We start from the raw sequence: 14,906 nt of genomic DNA on the forward strand, positions 1-14,906 counted from the left end.
GGCTTGAGCCGATGCCCATTCGGAAGCTGCCCGACGCCCCTCCGTCGGTGCACATTCTCGGGCCGACGGTCTTCCTCGTCGCGCTGGGCGTGGGCATGGGCGAGTCGTACATGTGGCCCAGACTGGTGCTGCTGTTCGGGCCCGAGATCAGGTGGCTGTTCCTGATCGGCGTCACCCTCCAGGCCGTGGTGATGCTCGAGATGGCGCGGTACGCCATGGCCACGGGGGAGAGCATCTTCTCCGGCGCGGCCAGGGTGTTCAAGCCGCTGATGTGGTTCTTCTTCATCGTGGCCATCGCCGTCTACATCTGGCCGGGACACCTCTCGGCGGGAGCGGCGGCGTTCGAGCAGATCACCGGCATCCCCTGGATGGTGACCGCCATAGCCGGTCTCATCCTGGTGGGCGTGGTGTTCAGCCTGGCCAAGGTGATCTACAACGTGCTCGAGAACGTGCTGTCGCTGCTCATCGGCGCGCTCGTCCTCGGCACGGCGGTCGTGGCGGCCATGGTCGGGTCCTGGGGCGACGTGGTCTCCACGATCACCGGCATGTTCTCCTTCGGCTACCTGCCGCCGGAGGCCATGTCAGCCGCCTGGTTCCCGGTCATCGTGGGCGCGTGCGCCTTCGCCGGACCCTCCGGCATGCAGCAGATGTGGTACACGCTGCACCTGCGTGCCTCCGGAGCCGGCATGGGCGCGCACATCCCGAAGGTCCGCGGCCTGGCCCACGCGGGCGAGGAAGAGGAGATGCCCTCGCGCGGGTTCATGTTCGACACCGAGGACCCGGCCGAGCTGGCCAAGTGGAAGGGCTGGCGGCGCTGGGTAACGTTCGACGCGCTGCTGCTGTTCTGGGGCATCACGATGCTCGTGACGATCTCGTTCACGGTCATCGCCCAGTCGGCCGTACGGCTGGACCCGGGCGTGCGCGACGTCATCCGGGACGGCGAGCAGTCCGTGGCGCTGACCGCGATGGCCAACGCCGTCTCCTCGGCCGGCAGCACGGTGCTCGGGGGCGTGTTCCTCGGGTTCATCGCGCTCATCGGGTTGAACGCGACGCTCGGTCTGTTCGACTCCTTCTCCCGGGGTCAGGCGGACATGACGTTCAACTTCATCCCCGGTGCGAAGAAGATCGGCATGTCCCGCCTGTACGCGATGTTCCTCTGGGGCGTGATCCTCTTCGGGATCCTGATCCTGCTGTTCGGACCCGCTGACGGGCCGGCCAGCATCCTGGACACGCTGGCGTTCCTGTCGACCTTCGCGATGGGCGCGTACTGCGTGACGCTGCTCCTGGTGAACAACCGCATGCTGCCGAAGCCGATCAGGCCCAAGTGGTGGACGAACGTGATCATCGGGTGCGGCGCCGTGTTCTACCTCGGCATGCTGTTCTACAGCCTGTTCGCCTTCGGCGTGGTCGTGGGCTGATGGGCGGACGGCACAGCCTCGAACTCGCCCTGCCAGGGGCGTCGATCGGAGCCGTCGCCGGAGCCATGGCCGGTGGGCTGACCCTGTTCGCGGGGCAGCCCATCGGGATGGCCACGCTCTCGGCCCTGTCGCTCGCCGTACCGCTCGCCCTCTTCGGCGGTCTGTACGGCATGCTGCTGGGCCAGGGCGTGTTCCGTCCGGGGACGTTCGGACCTGTCGGCATCTACTGGATCGTGGCCTTCCCCGTGTCCCGGCTGGTGCAGGAGAGCCTGTACGGGGTCGGCCTGGCCGAGGGCGTCCTGCCCTTCCTCGGCTACCAGGCGATGGTCAGCGTCGGCTTCGCCATCGGTTTCGTCTGGATCCACGAGCGCGCCATGCCGCACTGGCTGATGCGCCGGGCCGACGACAACCCCATCGCCCGGGATCTGCTCGGGCTCTACGTACGGCACGCGAGCCTGCTACAGGCACGGAAGGGGCGGCGCCGGTGAACCTGCCCTTCTGGATCTGGCTCGCCACGATCGGCGGCTTCGCCGTCGTGATCACGGTGGACTTCTGGATCGTCGCCAGAAAGCCTCATGAGCCCACCATGAAGGAATGCGTGGCATGGGTGTCGTTCTACGTCGGCCTGGCGGCGGCGTTCGGCGCCGGGCTGCTGCTCCTCTCGGGACCCGCGCACGGCGGCGAGTTCTTCGCCGGGTGGATCACCGAGTACTCCCTCAGCGTGGACAACCTGTTCGTGTTCCTGCTGATCATGAGCCGGTTCCAGGTGCCGCGGCAGTACCGGCAGAAGGTCCTGCTCGTCGGCATCATCCTGGCGCTGGGCATGCGGGGAGCGTTCATCGCCGCCGGCGCGGAGGCGGTGTCCAGGTTCGACTGGCTCTTCTACGTGTTCGGCGCCTTCCTCGTCTACACGGCGTGGAAGCTGATCGGGCACGAGGAGGACGAGGCGGAGTTCTCCGAGAACATCGCCCTGCGCGCGGCGCGCCGGGTGCTCCCGACGACGGACACCTATCACGGTGCCCGCCTGACGGTGCACCACGGCCGCAGGATGGTCACCCCGATGCTGATCGTCATGGTCGCCATCGGGACCACCGACCTGCTCTTCGCGCTGGACTCCATCCCGGCGATCTTCGGCCTCACCAAGGAGCCCTACCTGGTCTTCACCGCCAACGCCTTCGCCCTCATGGGGCTGCGGCAGCTCTTCTTCCTCATCGGCGGGCTGCTCGACCGGCTCGTCTACCTGAGCAAGGGACTGTCGGTGGTGCTCGCCTTCATCGGCGTGAAGCTGATCCTCGAAGCCCTGCACCACGACGGCGTGTCGTGGGCGCCGGAGATCCCGATCCTGGTGTCCCTCGGGGTCATCGTCGGCACTCTCGCCGTCACCACGGTGCTGAGCCTGCTCAAGTCGGCCCGCGACGCCAGGGCCTCTCAGGCTGAGGAGGTGGAGCCCGAGCCGGTGGACCGCTGATCACGCCGCGGTGGGGGCCGGCCCCTGCCGCGGCTCAGTGGCGCGGGGAGTCGTGGTGGACGTCGCGTTCGGTCGCGGCCCACTCGCGCAAAAACAGGTCCGCGTCGTCCGCGGAGTAGTACTTTTTCAATGCCGTGCTCAGGCCCAGGCCGATCGCCCGGCCGTCCGCTGCCTGCCCCGGGGGATCACCCAGGAGAAAGCGGATGAACGCCTTCATGGTCAATGCACCTCCTTACGGCTCCGGTCACCTACCCGAGGCGTGACGGAGCATGTGGATTTCTGTGAACGTCAGGTCAACCGAGCTGCCGCTGGCGGCGCCTGCGCACGGGCTTGGGCGCCGGCTCCACCGGCTCCTTCTCGCGTTGCGCCAGGTAGGAGGCACGGGTGTGCTCGGTGTGCTCGCGCATGATCTTCGCCGCGCGGCGTTCGTCGCCTGCCTCGATGGCGTCGATCAGCGAGGTGTGCTCGTCCCACGACGCCATGCCGCGCTGGCGCGCCACCGGCGTGTGGTACCACCGCACCCGCCTGGCCACCTGGCTGGCCAGCTCCGACAGGACCTTGTTGCCTGACAGCTCGGTCACCAGGGCGTGCAGCTCGGAGTTGGTCGCCACGGCCGAGTCGACGTCGTCGGACTGCACCGCCGCGATGCCCCGCGCGCACAGCGCGCGCAGGCGCTTCACGCCGTCCTCGCCGGCGTGCTCGGCGGCGAGTCTGGCAGACTCGGTCTCCAGCAGCGTGCGGACCGCCAGCAGCTGGTCGGCCTCCTCCAGCGTCGGGACGTGCACGAACGCGCCCTGCCCCGGGAACAGGTCGACCCAGCCCTCGCCGCTGAGCTGCTGCAGCGCCTCGCGGACCGGCTGCCTCGAGACGCCGAGCAGCTCGGCCAGCTCGCTCTCGACCAGGTGCTGGCCCGGCTTCAGCTGGCTGGAGACGATGAGCTCTTGGATAGCCTCGATGACGCTCTCCCGCAGCGTGGCGGGACGGGGAATCTTGGCGGCCGGGGCTTGGCCGGCCTGATCCGACAGCAACATGTCACGCCTCCAGCTGCAGTAAGGGTTTTTGGTCGACTGCCTACAGCATACCGTCCCACGGTTGCCCTCGGCCGGTGAGTCTCATCACACGAATCCCCTTGCCACCGGGGGCTTCTCGCGTCGCCGCCCGCCGGGATCCCCCTGTCGCACTGCCGCACGGCACCCGTCCAGGGCGGCAAGGGGTGCCCTGGACGGGGTGGCCGCGAGCGCGCTCGTCCCCTCTTCCCGCCGCTCGGGGACGCGCCCGCCGCCGGGTCACACGGGGATGGTGGCGGGAAGGCCCGGGATGCGCAGCCTGGGGGTGGCCAGGGCGGGGAGCGCGGCGAGGACGGCGGCGACGGCCAGCGCCGTCACCGGGTCGCCCAGGGCGGCGAGAGCCAGCCCCACGGCCGCCACTCCGGCCAGCGCCTTGGCGCTGTAGACGACGGCGTGGATCTCGCCCGCGCGCTCGACACCGAAGAACTCCCGCACCAGGCTGGCGAGCAGCGGGTAGAACGCCCCGCCCCCGAGCCCGGCGGCCACCACGCCCAGCCACAGCAGCGGCCCGCCACCCGCCACGAGCGGCCCGCCCGCCCCCGCTGCACCAGCCAGGTCTCCGCCGGACGCCGCCAGCGGGACAGGGCCTGCGGGGGCGGTCGGGGCGATCGGCTGGAGGGCGGTGGCGAGGAGGACCTGGCCCACGGCGAGCGAGCCGAGGACGGCGGCGAGGACGCGCCGCCGCCCGAACAGCTCCGAGCACCGCATGGCCACCGACCGGCTGGCCCCGTTCAGCGCCACCAGCAGCGCCAGCGCCCCCCAGACCCCGGTTCCCGCCACCACGACCACGTCGAAGACCGACACCGCGCCCGCGCACGTGAGAATCAGGGCGAGCGCCGGCAGCGTGCGCGTGCGCAGCGCCTGCGGGAGCCCGAACTGCTTGGCGGCATCGGGGGTCACCCGCAGTCGGGCGGCGTCCAGGGCATGGGTGCGCGGGTCCACGTCGTCGGGCCACCACAGGGCCGGCGCCAGCCGCAGGTGCCGGGCCGCGGCCCCGATGACCACCGCGGCGACGGCCGCCGCGACGAGGAGCGCGGTGGACGTGGCGGAGGGCGCGATCCCGGCCCACACGAGCACGGGCACGGCTCCGTACCCGAACGCGCCGGTGATCAGGCCGACCCGGGCGGCGGGCCGTTCCGGATGCCAGGAGGAGACGACCTCGCCGCAGATCCCGTAGACGAGGCCCGCGCCCAGCCCGCCGAGCAGCGCGTAGCCCACGAGGGTGGCCGGGCCCGGGTCGCCGAGGGCCGCGGCGGCGAGGCCGAGGGCGCTCAGCGCGGCGCCGGCCACCAGGGAGGTGCGGACGCTGAGGCGGCCCCGCCGTACCAGGTGGAGGGCCGGGAGGGCGCCGGCGGCCTGGCAGGCGATCCAGACGGCGAGCAGGGTGAGGCCGGCGGCGTCCCGGGCGAGGAGCCCGGCGTAGCCGTACTGGAGCGGGCTGATCGCCGCCATGGCGCCCCAGGACAGCCAGAACATGCGCGTGCGGTCGGCGGGGACGGGTCCTGGGAGGTACGAACGCCCGCGCCAGTCTCTAACTGCATTCTCCATACTGTATGGAATATCCAGTAGACGAGAGCCTGTCGAGACCCTAGACGAAGCATTTTCCATACGGTATACCGTCTACAAAGGAGGCTCGAATGGACCTGTACGAGTACCAGGCGAAGGAGCTCTTCGGGCGCCACGGGATCCCCGTCCCGGCCGGCAGGATCGCGACCACCCCCGCTGAGGCCCGCGACATCGCGGCCGAGCTGAACGCGCCCGTCGTCATCAAGGCCCAGGTGAAGACCGGCGGGCGCGGCAAGGCGGGCGGGATCAGACCCGCCGCCGGGCCGGTCGCAGCCGAGACGGAGGCCGGGCGCGTCATCGGGATGGACATCAAGGGGCACGTCGCGCGCAGCGTGCTGGTCGAGACCGCGACCGTGCCGTTCGAGGAGTATTACGCGGCTTTCCTGGTGGACAGGGCCGAGGGCGCCTTCCTGGCGATGGTGTCCGGCCAGGGCGGCATGGAGATCGAGGAACTGGCCGCCACCGACCCTGACGCCCTGGTGAAGCTGCCGATCGACCCCGTGGCAGGCGTGGACGCCGACACCGCGCGGCTGCTGGCCGCCAAGGCGGGCCTGCCCGAGCAGGCGGCCGAGGTGCTGGAGAAGCTGTGGCGGGTCCTGGTCGAGGAGGATGCCCTGCTGGTCGAGGTCAACCCGCTGATCTGCACCACCGACCAGCGCATCGTGGCCCTCGACGGCAAGGTCACGCTGGACGACAACTCCGCGTTCCGGCACTCCTGGGAGTACGCGGAGAGCACGGACGGCTTGGAGGACCGCGCCAGGGCCAAGGGCTTGAACTACGTGAAACTGAACGGCTCGGTCGGCGTGATCGGCAACGGCGCCGGGCTGGTCATGAGCACGCTCGACGTGGTCGCCGGGGCCGGTGCCGACCCCGCGAACTTCCTGGACATCGGCGGCGGCGCGTCCGCCAAGATCATGGCCGACGGGCTGGAGATCATCCTGGCCGACCCCGACGTGCGCTCGGTGCTGGTCAACGTCTTCGGCGGCATCACGGCCTGCGACGCGGTGGCCAACGGCATCGTCACCGCGCTCGAACTGCTCGGCGACCGCGGCCTCGGCAGGCCCATCGTCGTACGGCTGGACGGCAACAACGCCGAGGTGGGCCGGCGCATCCTCAGCGACGCCAGGCACCCGGCGGTCCGGCAGGTCTCCACCATGGACGGCGCCGCCGAGATGGCGGCCAGACTCGCGGCAGGTGCGTGATGGCGATCTTTCTGACCAAGGACAGCCGGGTCCTCGTGCAGGGCATGACGGGCGCGGAGGGCAGCAGGCACACCACCCGCATGCTGGCCGCCGGCACCGACGTCGTGGCCGGGGTGACGCCCGGCAAGGGCGGGCGCTCCGTCGACTTCGGCGAGCGCACGGTGCCCGTGTTCGGCTCGGTGGCCGAGGCGGTGGAGGAGACGGGGGCCGACGTCTCGGTGGTGTTCGTGCCGCCGCGCTTCACCGGCGCGGCCGTGGAGGAGGCCGTCGGGGCGGGCGTGCCGCTGTGCGTGGTCATCACCGAGGGCGTGCCCGTGCACGACGCGGTACGCTTCCGCGCCCTGGCGAACGGTCGGACCCGGATCATCGGGCCCAACTGCCCCGGCCTGATCAGCCCCGGCCAGTCGTCGGCCGGCATCATCCCCGCCGACATCACCTCGGCCGGGCGCATCGGCCTGGTGTCGAAGTCGGGCACGCTGACGTACCAGCTCATGTACGAGCTGCGCGACCTCGGCTTCTCCACCGCCGTCGGCATCGGCGGCGACCCCGTCGTCGGCACCACCCACATCGACTGCCTGAAGGCGTTCCAGGACGACCCCGGCACGGACGCCATCGTCATGATCGGCGAGATCGGCGGCGACGCCGAGGAGCGGGCCGCCGCCTACATCGCCGAGAACGTCACCAAGCCCGTGGTCGCCTACGTGGCCGGGTCCACCGCGCCGGAGGGCAAGACCATGGGGCACGCGGGCGCGATCGTGTCCGGCTCGTCGGGCACCGCCCAGGCCAAGAAGGAGGCCCTGGAGTCGGTCGGCGTCCGCGTCGGCCGCACCCCGTCGGAGACCGCCCGGCTCATGCGCTCCGCCCTGGGGTCGTCATGAGGTTCGCCGTCAACCTCTCCATCCTCTTCACGGACCTGCCGCTGCTGGAGCGGCCCGAGGCGGCGGCCAAGGCCGGGTTCGACGCGGTGGAGCTGTGGTGGCCGTTCGACACGCCGGACCCGGGCGGCGCGCGGCTGGCCGCGCTGCGGCAGGCGATCGAGGACGCCGGGGTGCGCCTGACCGGGCTGAACTTCGACGCGGGCGACATGGCCGCGGGCGAGCGCGGGCTGCTGTCCAGGCCGGGCGAGTCCGCCCGTTTCCAGGCCAACATCGACGTGGCGGTGCGGCTGGCGGGCGAGCTGGGCTGCACGGTGCTCAACGCCCTGTACGGCAACGACCCCGGCACCGACAGGCGCCTGGCCGTGGCGAACCTGCGCAGGGCGGCCGACGCGGCGGCCCCGATCGGCGCGACCGTGGTGGTCGAGGCCCTCAACTCCCACGAGAACCCGAAATATCCCATCACGTCGTCGCAGGCGGCGTTCGAGCTGATCGACGAGGTGGACCGGCCGAACGTGGCCTTCCTCGCCGACCTCTACCACCTGCACCGGATGGGCGAGGACGTGGTGGCGCTCATCGACGGGCACGCCGCCCGGTTCGGCCACGTCCAGGTCGCCGACGACCCCGGCAGGGGACACCCCGGCAGCGGGCGCATGCCGTACGACGAGATCTTCGCCCGGCTGGCGGCCGCGGGTTACGGCGGCCACGTCGGCCTGGAGTACCGGCACGAGGGGCCGGGCGCGTTCGACTGGAGGCGGACATGAACATCGGCTTCATCGGCTTGGGGATCATGGGCAGCCCGATGGCCGCCAACCTTCTCAAGGCCGGACATGTCGTGACCGGCTACGACGTGAGCGCCGAGCGGATCGACCAGCTCGTCGCCGCGGGCGGCAAGGGCGCCTCCGGCGTCGTCGACGCGGTCGCCGGCGCCGAGGTGGTGATCACGATGCTGCCCGACTCGCCGCAGGTGGAGGAGGTCGCCCCGCTGGTCGTCGAGTACGGCCGGCCGAACCTGCTCTACATCGACATGAGCACCATCAAACCCGAGACCTCGCGCCGGGTCGCCACGCAGGCCGCCGCCGCCGGCGTGCGCGCGCTGGACGCCCCGGTCAGCGGCGGCGAGCGCGGCGCGATCGAGGGCACCCTGTCGATCATGGTGGGCGGCGAGCCCGACGACGTGGAGGCGGCCAGGCCGGTGCTCTGGTCGCTCGGCACGACGGTCGTCCACGTCGGCCCGGCCGGCGCGGGACAGACCGTCAAGGCGGCCAACCAGCTCGTCGTCGGCGGCATCTACGGCCTCGTGTCCGAGGCGATCGTGCTGCTCGAAGCCTCCGGCGTGGATCCCGTGGCCGGGCTCGACGTGCTCGCGGGCGGCCTGGCCGGCTCCAGGATCCTGGAGCTCAAGCGGCACACCATGGTCAAAAGGGAGTTCGCCCCCGGGTTCCGGATCGACCTGCATCACAAGGACATGGGCATCGCCGTGGCCGCCGCCCGCGAGGCCGGCCTCAGCCTGCCGCTCACCGGGCAGGTCGCCCAGCTCGTGGCCGCGGCCAGGGCGCAGGGCCACGGCTCGCTCGACCACTCAGCCCTGCTCAAGGTCGTCGAAAGGCTGAACACATGAAGCGGATCCCCTGCATGGAGGCCGTGGTCGCCGTGCTGGAGTCGGAGGGCGTGGACACCGTCTTCGGCATCCCCGGCGCGGCCATCCTGCCCCTCTACGCCGCGCTCCAGCACAGCTCGATCAGGCACGTCACCGTACGCCACGAGGAGGGCGGCACCCACGCGGCCGACGGCTGGGCCCGCGTGACCGGGAACGTCGGCGTCTGCATCGGCACCTCGGGCCCCGCCGGGACCAACATGATCACCGGCCTCTACACCGCGCTCGCCGACTCGATCCCGATGATCTGCGTCACCGGGCAGGCGGTCAGCTCCAAGCTGCACCAGGAGGCGTTCCAGGCGGTCGACATCGTGGAGATCGCCCGCCCGGTGACCAAGTGGGCGGTGCAGCTCAAGGAGCCCGCGCAGGCGCCGTGGGTGTTCAGGGAGGCGTTCAGGATCGCCCGCTCGGGACGTCCGGGGCCCGTGCTCATCGACCTGCCGCTCGACGTGCAGCGCGGGACCTGCCTGTACGACCGGGAGCTCGACGCGCCGCTGCCCGTGGAGGAGCCGGAACCACTGCCCGCCGCCATACGCAGGGCCGTGGACCTGCTGGGGGAGGCCAGGCGGCCGATCATCCTGGCCGGCGGCGGCGTCATCATCGCCGACGCGGCCGACGAGCTACGCGCGCTGGCCGAGCACCTCCAGGTGCCCGTGCAGGTGACGCTCATGGGCAAGGGCGCCTTCCCCGAGGACCACCCGCTGTTCGCCGGCATGGCGGGCATCCAGACCCAGACGCGGTGGGGCAACGCCGCGTTCCTGGACAGCGACCTGGTGCTGGCCGTGGGCGCCCGCTTCGGCGACCGGCACACCGGCGACCTCGACGTCTACCGCCGCGGCCGCACCTTCGTGCACGTGGACATCGAGCCGATGCAGATCGGCCGGGTCTTCGAGCCGGACCTGGGCATCGTCGGCCACGCCCGGCCGGTGCTGGCCGAGCTGCTGGCCGAGGCGCGCCGCCGCGGCGCGCCGCAGGAGCCGGGCAAATGGGTACGGAAGGTCGCCGACCTGCGCCGGACCATGGCCCGCCGCGACGACTTCGACGACGTGCCGATCAAGCCGCCACGGGTGTTCAAGGAGATCAACGAGTACTTCGGCAGGGACACCACCTTCGTCACCGCCATCGGGCTCTACCAGATCTGGTCGGGTCAGTTCCAGACGACCTACCTGCCGCGCCGCTACCTCGTCTGCGGCCAGGCCGGGCCGCTCGGCTGGGAGGTGCCCGCGGCGATGGGCGTCAAGTGCGCCCATCCCGAGCGGCAGGTCGTGGCGGTGGTCGGCGACTACTCCTTCCAGTTCCTCATGGAGGAGGTCGCGGTGGCCGCCCAGTACCGCATCCCGTTCGTCATCGTCATGATCAACAACGAGTACCTGGGGCTCATCCGGCAGGCCGAGATCCCGTACGGCATGAACTACGCCGTGGACCTGCACTACGGAGAGGGCGGCATCGACCATGTCAAGGCCATGGAGGCGTTCGGCTGCCCGGCGCGCCGCGTGGAGCTGCCGGGCGACATCCGCGACGCGCTGGCCTGGGCGACCGCGGAGTCGGCGCGGGAGCGGCTGCCCGTGCTGGTGGAGGTGATGGTGGAACGCGAGGCCAACGCCGCCATGGGCGCCTCGCTCGAGTCGATCAAGGAGTTCGAGCCCCTGCCCGAGCTCATCACCGCCGACTGGTCCGACTGAGGAGGAGCGCATGCAACTCAAGCCGGGTACGGCCTGGCGGGACGCCTACGAACGGTGCTGTTCCGCGGCGCCGGAAGCCTTCCACGACGACCGGGTGCTGAACCACTGGGGCGGCATCTGGCACCGCGACGGGCGGCCCGTCCCCGGCTTCTCGCCGCTGGACGGGAGCCTCGTCGCGGGCCTGCCCAGGCTCGACCGGGCGGGCGCGGGACGCGCGGTGGCCGGCGCGGTCGAGGAGCACAACAGGTGGCGGCACACCCCGCTCGCCGAGCGCAAGGCCATGGTGTCGGCCGCCGTCGAGTCCATGGCCGAGCACCGCGACCTGCTGGCCCTGCTGCTGGTCTGGGAGATCGGCAAGCCGTGGAAGACGGCCTGCGCGGACGTGGACCGCTGCCTGGACGGCGTGCGCTGGTACGTCTCCGAGATCGACCGCATGGTCGCCGGGCGGGCCCCGCTGCCCGGCCCGGTCAGCAACATCGCGAGCTGGAACTACCCGATGAGCGTGCTCATGCACGCCATGCTCGTGCAGGCGCTGGCCGGCAACGCGGTGATCGCCAAGACGCCCACGGACGGCGGGCTGTGCTGCCTCACGCTCGCCTGCGCGCTCGCCGTGCGCGAGGGGCTGCCGTTCACGCTGGTCAGCGGCGGAGGGGCGGAGCTGTCGCCGATGCTGGTCGGCGGGCGCTCGCTCGGCTGCGTGTCGTTCGTGGGCGGCCGGGACGCCGGGGCGCAGGTGGCGACCTCGCTGGCCGACGTCGGCCGGCGGCACGTGCTGGAGCAGGAGGGGCTCAACTGCTGGGGCGTGTGGGAGTACGGCGACTGGGAGCTGCTGACCCGGCAGATCCGGGCGTCGTTCGACTACGGCAAGCAGCGCTGCACCGCCTACCCGCGGTTCGTGGTGCAGCGGTCGCTCTTCCACGAGTTCCTGGGGGCGTACCTGGCGGCGGTGGGGTCGCTGCGGTTCGGCCACCCGCTGGCGGTGGAGTCTCCCGACGATCCGCTGCCCGAGCTGGACTTCGGGCCGCTGATCAACGCCTCGAAGGCCAAGGAGCTGGCCGACCAGGTGGACGAGGCGGTGGCCAGGGGAGGGGTGCCGGTGCACCGGGCGCCGCTCGACGCCGGACATTTCCTGCCGGGGCAGGATATTTCGGCCTATTTCGCGCCTACGGCCCTGCTCAACCCGCCCCGCTCCTCACCCCTCTTCCACGCCGAGCCCTTCGGGCCGGTGGACACGTTCGTCCTGGTGGACACCGAGGCGGAGCTGCTGGCCGCGATGAACGCCAGCAACGGCGCCCTGGTCGCCACGGTGTCCTGCGACGAGGAGGAGACGTTCCGGCGGCTCGCCCCGGAGGTGCGGGCGTTCAAGGTCGGCCACAACCGGCCGCGCTCGCGCGGGGACCGCGAGGAGTTGTTCGGCGGGCTCGGCGCGTCCTGGCGCGGCGCGTTCGTCGGCGGCGAACTGCTCGTACGGGCCGCCACCACGGGCCCGGACGGCGAGCGCCTCCCCGGCAACTTCCCCACCTACACCCTGCTTCCCTAGAGGGCTCCCTCTAGGGAGCCTTCAAGCCTCGCGCCCCACAAGGGCCGCCGCCTTCTCCCGCTCCTCCCACAAGGACCACAGTCAGAAGCGCGGCGCGGGCGACCCTCGCGGCCAGGGGCTCAGAAAGCGCCGAAGCGGGTCGCGGCCAGCAGCACCAGGAAGGTCAGCATGGCGACCCGCAACACCTTCCCCCCGGCCCCCAGCGACGGCCACGACAGGTACGCCAGCCAGCCGATGAACACGATCGCCGGCAACACCGCCACACCACCCAGCGGATTGGCCACGGCGAACCCGACCAGCAGCAGGATCACCAGCAGGGCGGGCGCGACCCACCGCGGGACCTGCGTGAACAGGAACGTCATCGGCACGGCGCTGCGCTGCTCGACCGCCTTGCGCAGGCCGGTCGCGCCCGGCGTGAAGAACTGCTCGCCCTTGGGAAGCGGGCGCTTGCTGTCTTGGGCCACACCCAGAGCCTACGGGAGCCGGGCGGAGCGCGTCGCCTTTAGGCTGGTCGGGTGCTCGCCGTGATCCGATACACCGTTCCAGAGTCCCAGGCCCAAGACTTCGTCAAGCAGGGGCACACGATCCTTGAGACGCTGGCTGCCCAGCCGGGCTACCAGCGTGGCAGGCTGGCCCGCTCGGTCGACGAGCCCAACCTGTGGGCGCTGGTCACGGAGTGGGAGGGCGCCGGCTTCTACCGCAGGGCGCTCTCCGCCGCCCGTATGGTGATGTATCCGCTGATGATTCTCATGGTCAACGAACCCAGCGCGTACGAGGACGTCCACACTCAGGACAGGACGTAGCGATTACTGGCGCGCGAGAGGGTGCGTGCGTCCCCTAAGCTGGGTTCTCACCAATTACACCCTCGCCGACCTCCAGCCGGAAAGAGAATCAACCAAAATGGCACGACGCATCGACGTCATGGACACCATCGTCAGCCTCGCCAAGCGCCGCGGGCTCGTATACCCGTCGAGCGAGATCTACGGCGGACTGCGCGCGTCGTGGGACTACGGTCCACTGGGTGTCGAGCTGAAGAACAACGTCAAGCGGCAGTGGTGGCTGTCGATGGTCCAGTCGCGCGACGACGTGGTGGGCCTCGACTCCTGCGTCATCCTGGCGCCCGAGGTCTGGCGGGCCAGCGGCCACGTCGAGACCTTCACCGACCCGCTCACCGAGTGCCTCTCCTGCCACAAGCGCTTCCGCGCCGATCACCTCGTCGAGGCCTACGAGGAGAAGAACGGCAAGGCGCCCGAGGGCGGCCTGGCCGACATCACCTGCCCCAACTGCGGCAACAAGGGCACCTTCACCGAGCCCCGGCAGTTCAGCGGCCTGCTCAAGACCTACCTCGGCCCGGTCGAGGACGAGTCGGGCCTGGCCTACCTGCGGCCCGAGACCGCCCAGGGCATCTTCATCAACTACCTCAACGTGCAGCAGTCGGCACGCAGGAAGATCCCGTTCGGCATCGGCCAGGTCGGCAAGTCGTTCCGCAACGAGATCACGCCGGGCAACTTCATCTTCCGCACCCGCGAGTTCGAGCAGATGGAGATGGAGTTCTTCGTCAAGCCCGGCACCGACGAGGAGTGGCACCAGTACTGGATCGACGAGCGCTACCGCTGGTACTCCGACCTGGGGATCAACAAGGACAACCTGCGCCTGTACGAGCACCCCAAGGAGAAGCTGTCCCACTACTCCAAGCGCACGGTCGACATCGAATACCGCTTCAACTTCACCGGTTCGGAGTGGGGTGAGCTGGAGGGCATCGCCAACCGCACCGACTTCGACCTCAGCTCCCACTCCAAGGCGTCCGGCACCGACCTCAGCTTCTTCGAGCAGGACACGGGGGAGCGCTACATCCCCTACGTCATCGAGCCGGCGGCCGGCGTCGACCGCGCCACGCTGACGTTCCTGCTCGACGCCTACAGCGAGGACGAGGCGCCCAACGCCAAGGGGGTCATGGAGAAGCGCACGGTCATGCGGCTCGACCACCGGCTCGCCCCGGTCAAGGCCGCGGTGCTGCCGCTGTCGCGCAACACCGACCTGTCGCCCAAGGCCCGCGACCTGGCCGCGCAGCTGCGCCGCAGGTGGAACGTCGAGTTCGACGACGCAGGCGCCATCGGCCGCCGCTACCGCCGCCAGGACGAGATCGGCACGCCGTTCTGCATCACGATCGACTTCGACACGCTGGAAGACCACGCGGTGACGATCCGCGAGCGCGACAGCATGGCCCAGGAGCGCATCCCGATCGACGGCGTGGAGTCCTACCTGCGCCAGCACCTGAATGATTGATTGATCATTTTCCTCTCGGGGGTGCTCGCCGTTGTTTCGGCGAGCGCCCCCGTTCTTGCGGGGGACCTCCATCCTCTACGGCTCCGCACGGTGGGCTCCACCCGCCGCGGCCGGCTGACGGCCCTCCAGGGAGACGCTCCTCCGC

15 protein-coding genes are annotated in these 14,906 nt (G+C 70.9%); 11 read left to right on the forward strand and 4 right to left on the reverse strand.

Going from position 1 to position 14,906, the window contains the following annotated elements:
• The first annotated feature begins 11 nt into the window (after positions 1 to 11).
• The 3 genes from FH608_RS10105 to FH608_RS10115 are packed head-to-tail and all read left to right on the forward strand — an operon-like array spanning position 12 to position 2,886.
• Positions 12 to 1,418 (forward strand): Nramp family divalent metal transporter, encoded by a 1,407-nt coding sequence (locus FH608_RS10105; RefSeq protein WP_139630161.1) that lies wholly within the window; start codon positions 12 to 14, stop codon positions 1,416 to 1,418.
• Positions 1,418 to 1,906: a hypothetical protein gene (locus FH608_RS10110; RefSeq protein ID WP_139630162.1), complete on the forward strand. Its 489-nt coding sequence runs from the start codon at positions 1,418 to 1,420 to the stop codon at positions 1,904 to 1,906. Before FH608_RS10105 ends, FH608_RS10110 begins: the two co-directional genes overlap by 1 nt.
• Positions 1,903 to 2,886 carry a TerC family protein gene (locus FH608_RS10115; RefSeq protein WP_139630163.1) on the forward strand — a complete coding sequence of 328 codons (984 nt, stop codon included), beginning with the start codon at positions 1,903 to 1,905 and terminating at the stop codon, positions 2,884 to 2,886. Before FH608_RS10110 ends, FH608_RS10115 begins: the two co-directional genes overlap by 4 nt.
• Positions 2,887 to 2,920: 34 nt before the next feature.
• Here FH608_RS10115 and FH608_RS10120 read toward each other — a convergent pair whose 3' ends face one another.
• From FH608_RS10120 to FH608_RS10130, 3 genes are all read right to left on the reverse strand, one after another.
• The gene (locus tag FH608_RS10120; protein ID WP_139630164.1) at positions 2,921 to 3,103 is read right to left on the reverse strand and encodes a hypothetical protein; all 183 of its coding nucleotides are present in this window, start codon (positions 3,101 to 3,103) and stop codon (positions 2,921 to 2,923) included.
• Between the two features lie 76 nt (positions 3,104 to 3,179).
• Complete coding sequence (locus FH608_RS10125) at positions 3,180 to 3,917, reverse strand: GntR family transcriptional regulator (protein ID WP_139630165.1); 738 nt, start codon at positions 3,915 to 3,917, stop codon at positions 3,180 to 3,182.
• A 255-nt stretch (positions 3,918 to 4,172) separates the two neighbouring features.
• Positions 4,173 to 5,501, reverse strand: coding sequence for an MFS transporter (locus FH608_RS10130; protein ID WP_139630166.1), 1,329 nt, complete (start codon positions 5,499 to 5,501; stop codon positions 4,173 to 4,175).
• Between the two features lie 89 nt (positions 5,502 to 5,590).
• Here FH608_RS10130 and sucC point away from each other — a divergent pair, with 89 nt between their 5' ends.
• Genes sucC through FH608_RS10160 form a run of 6 tightly spaced genes read left to right on the forward strand, consistent with a single transcriptional unit; the run spans position 5,591 to position 12,475 of the window.
• Positions 5,591 to 6,721, forward strand: a complete 1,131-nt coding sequence (sucC, locus tag FH608_RS10135) for an ADP-forming succinate--CoA ligase subunit beta (protein WP_139630167.1) — start codon at positions 5,591 to 5,593, stop codon at positions 6,719 to 6,721.
• Positions 6,721 to 7,599 (forward strand): succinate--CoA ligase subunit alpha, encoded by an 879-nt coding sequence (gene sucD / locus FH608_RS10140; RefSeq protein ID WP_139630168.1) that lies wholly within the window; start codon positions 6,721 to 6,723, stop codon positions 7,597 to 7,599. The genes sucC and sucD overlap by 1 nt, the downstream gene beginning before the upstream one ends.
• Positions 7,596 to 8,360 carry a hydroxypyruvate isomerase family protein gene (locus FH608_RS10145; RefSeq protein WP_139630169.1) on the forward strand — a complete coding sequence of 255 codons (765 nt, stop codon included), beginning with the start codon at positions 7,596 to 7,598 and terminating at the stop codon, positions 8,358 to 8,360. Before sucD ends, FH608_RS10145 begins: the two co-directional genes overlap by 4 nt.
• A complete protein-coding gene (locus tag FH608_RS10150; protein WP_139630170.1) occupies positions 8,357 to 9,217 on the forward strand; it encodes a 2-hydroxy-3-oxopropionate reductase in 861 nt (286 codons plus the stop codon). Before FH608_RS10145 ends, FH608_RS10150 begins: the two co-directional genes overlap by 4 nt.
• Positions 9,214 to 10,935: a glyoxylate carboligase gene (gene gcl / locus FH608_RS10155; protein WP_139630171.1), complete on the forward strand. Its 1,722-nt coding sequence runs from the start codon at positions 9,214 to 9,216 to the stop codon at positions 10,933 to 10,935. The genes FH608_RS10150 and gcl overlap by 4 nt, the downstream gene beginning before the upstream one ends.
• A gap of 10 nt (positions 10,936 to 10,945) precedes the next feature.
• On the forward strand, positions 10,946 to 12,475 hold the full coding sequence (locus FH608_RS10160) for an aldehyde dehydrogenase family protein (protein WP_139630172.1): 1,530 nt from the start codon (positions 10,946 to 10,948) through the stop codon (positions 12,473 to 12,475).
• A 119-nt stretch (positions 12,476 to 12,594) separates the two neighbouring features.
• Here the strand turns inward: FH608_RS10160 and FH608_RS10165 are convergent, their stop codons facing one another.
• The gene (locus FH608_RS10165) at positions 12,595 to 12,939 is read right to left on the reverse strand and encodes a DUF6703 family protein (protein ID WP_139630173.1); all 345 of its coding nucleotides are present in this window, start codon (positions 12,937 to 12,939) and stop codon (positions 12,595 to 12,597) included.
• Between the two features lie 51 nt (positions 12,940 to 12,990).
• Here FH608_RS10165 and FH608_RS10170 point away from each other — a divergent pair, with 51 nt between their 5' ends.
• Positions 12,991 to 13,278 (forward strand): antibiotic biosynthesis monooxygenase family protein, encoded by a 288-nt coding sequence (locus tag FH608_RS10170; RefSeq protein ID WP_139630174.1) that lies wholly within the window; start codon positions 12,991 to 12,993, stop codon positions 13,276 to 13,278.
• Between the two features lie 97 nt (positions 13,279 to 13,375).
• Positions 13,376 to 14,761 (forward strand): glycine--tRNA ligase, encoded by a 1,386-nt coding sequence (locus FH608_RS10175; RefSeq protein WP_193318329.1) that lies wholly within the window; start codon positions 13,376 to 13,378, stop codon positions 14,759 to 14,761.
• Positions 14,762 to 14,906 lie beyond the last annotated feature (145 nt).

Source organism: Nonomuraea phyllanthi (assembly GCF_006334985.2).
Taxonomy (GTDB): Bacteria; Actinomycetota; Actinomycetes; order Streptosporangiales; family Streptosporangiaceae; genus Nonomuraea; species Nonomuraea phyllanthi.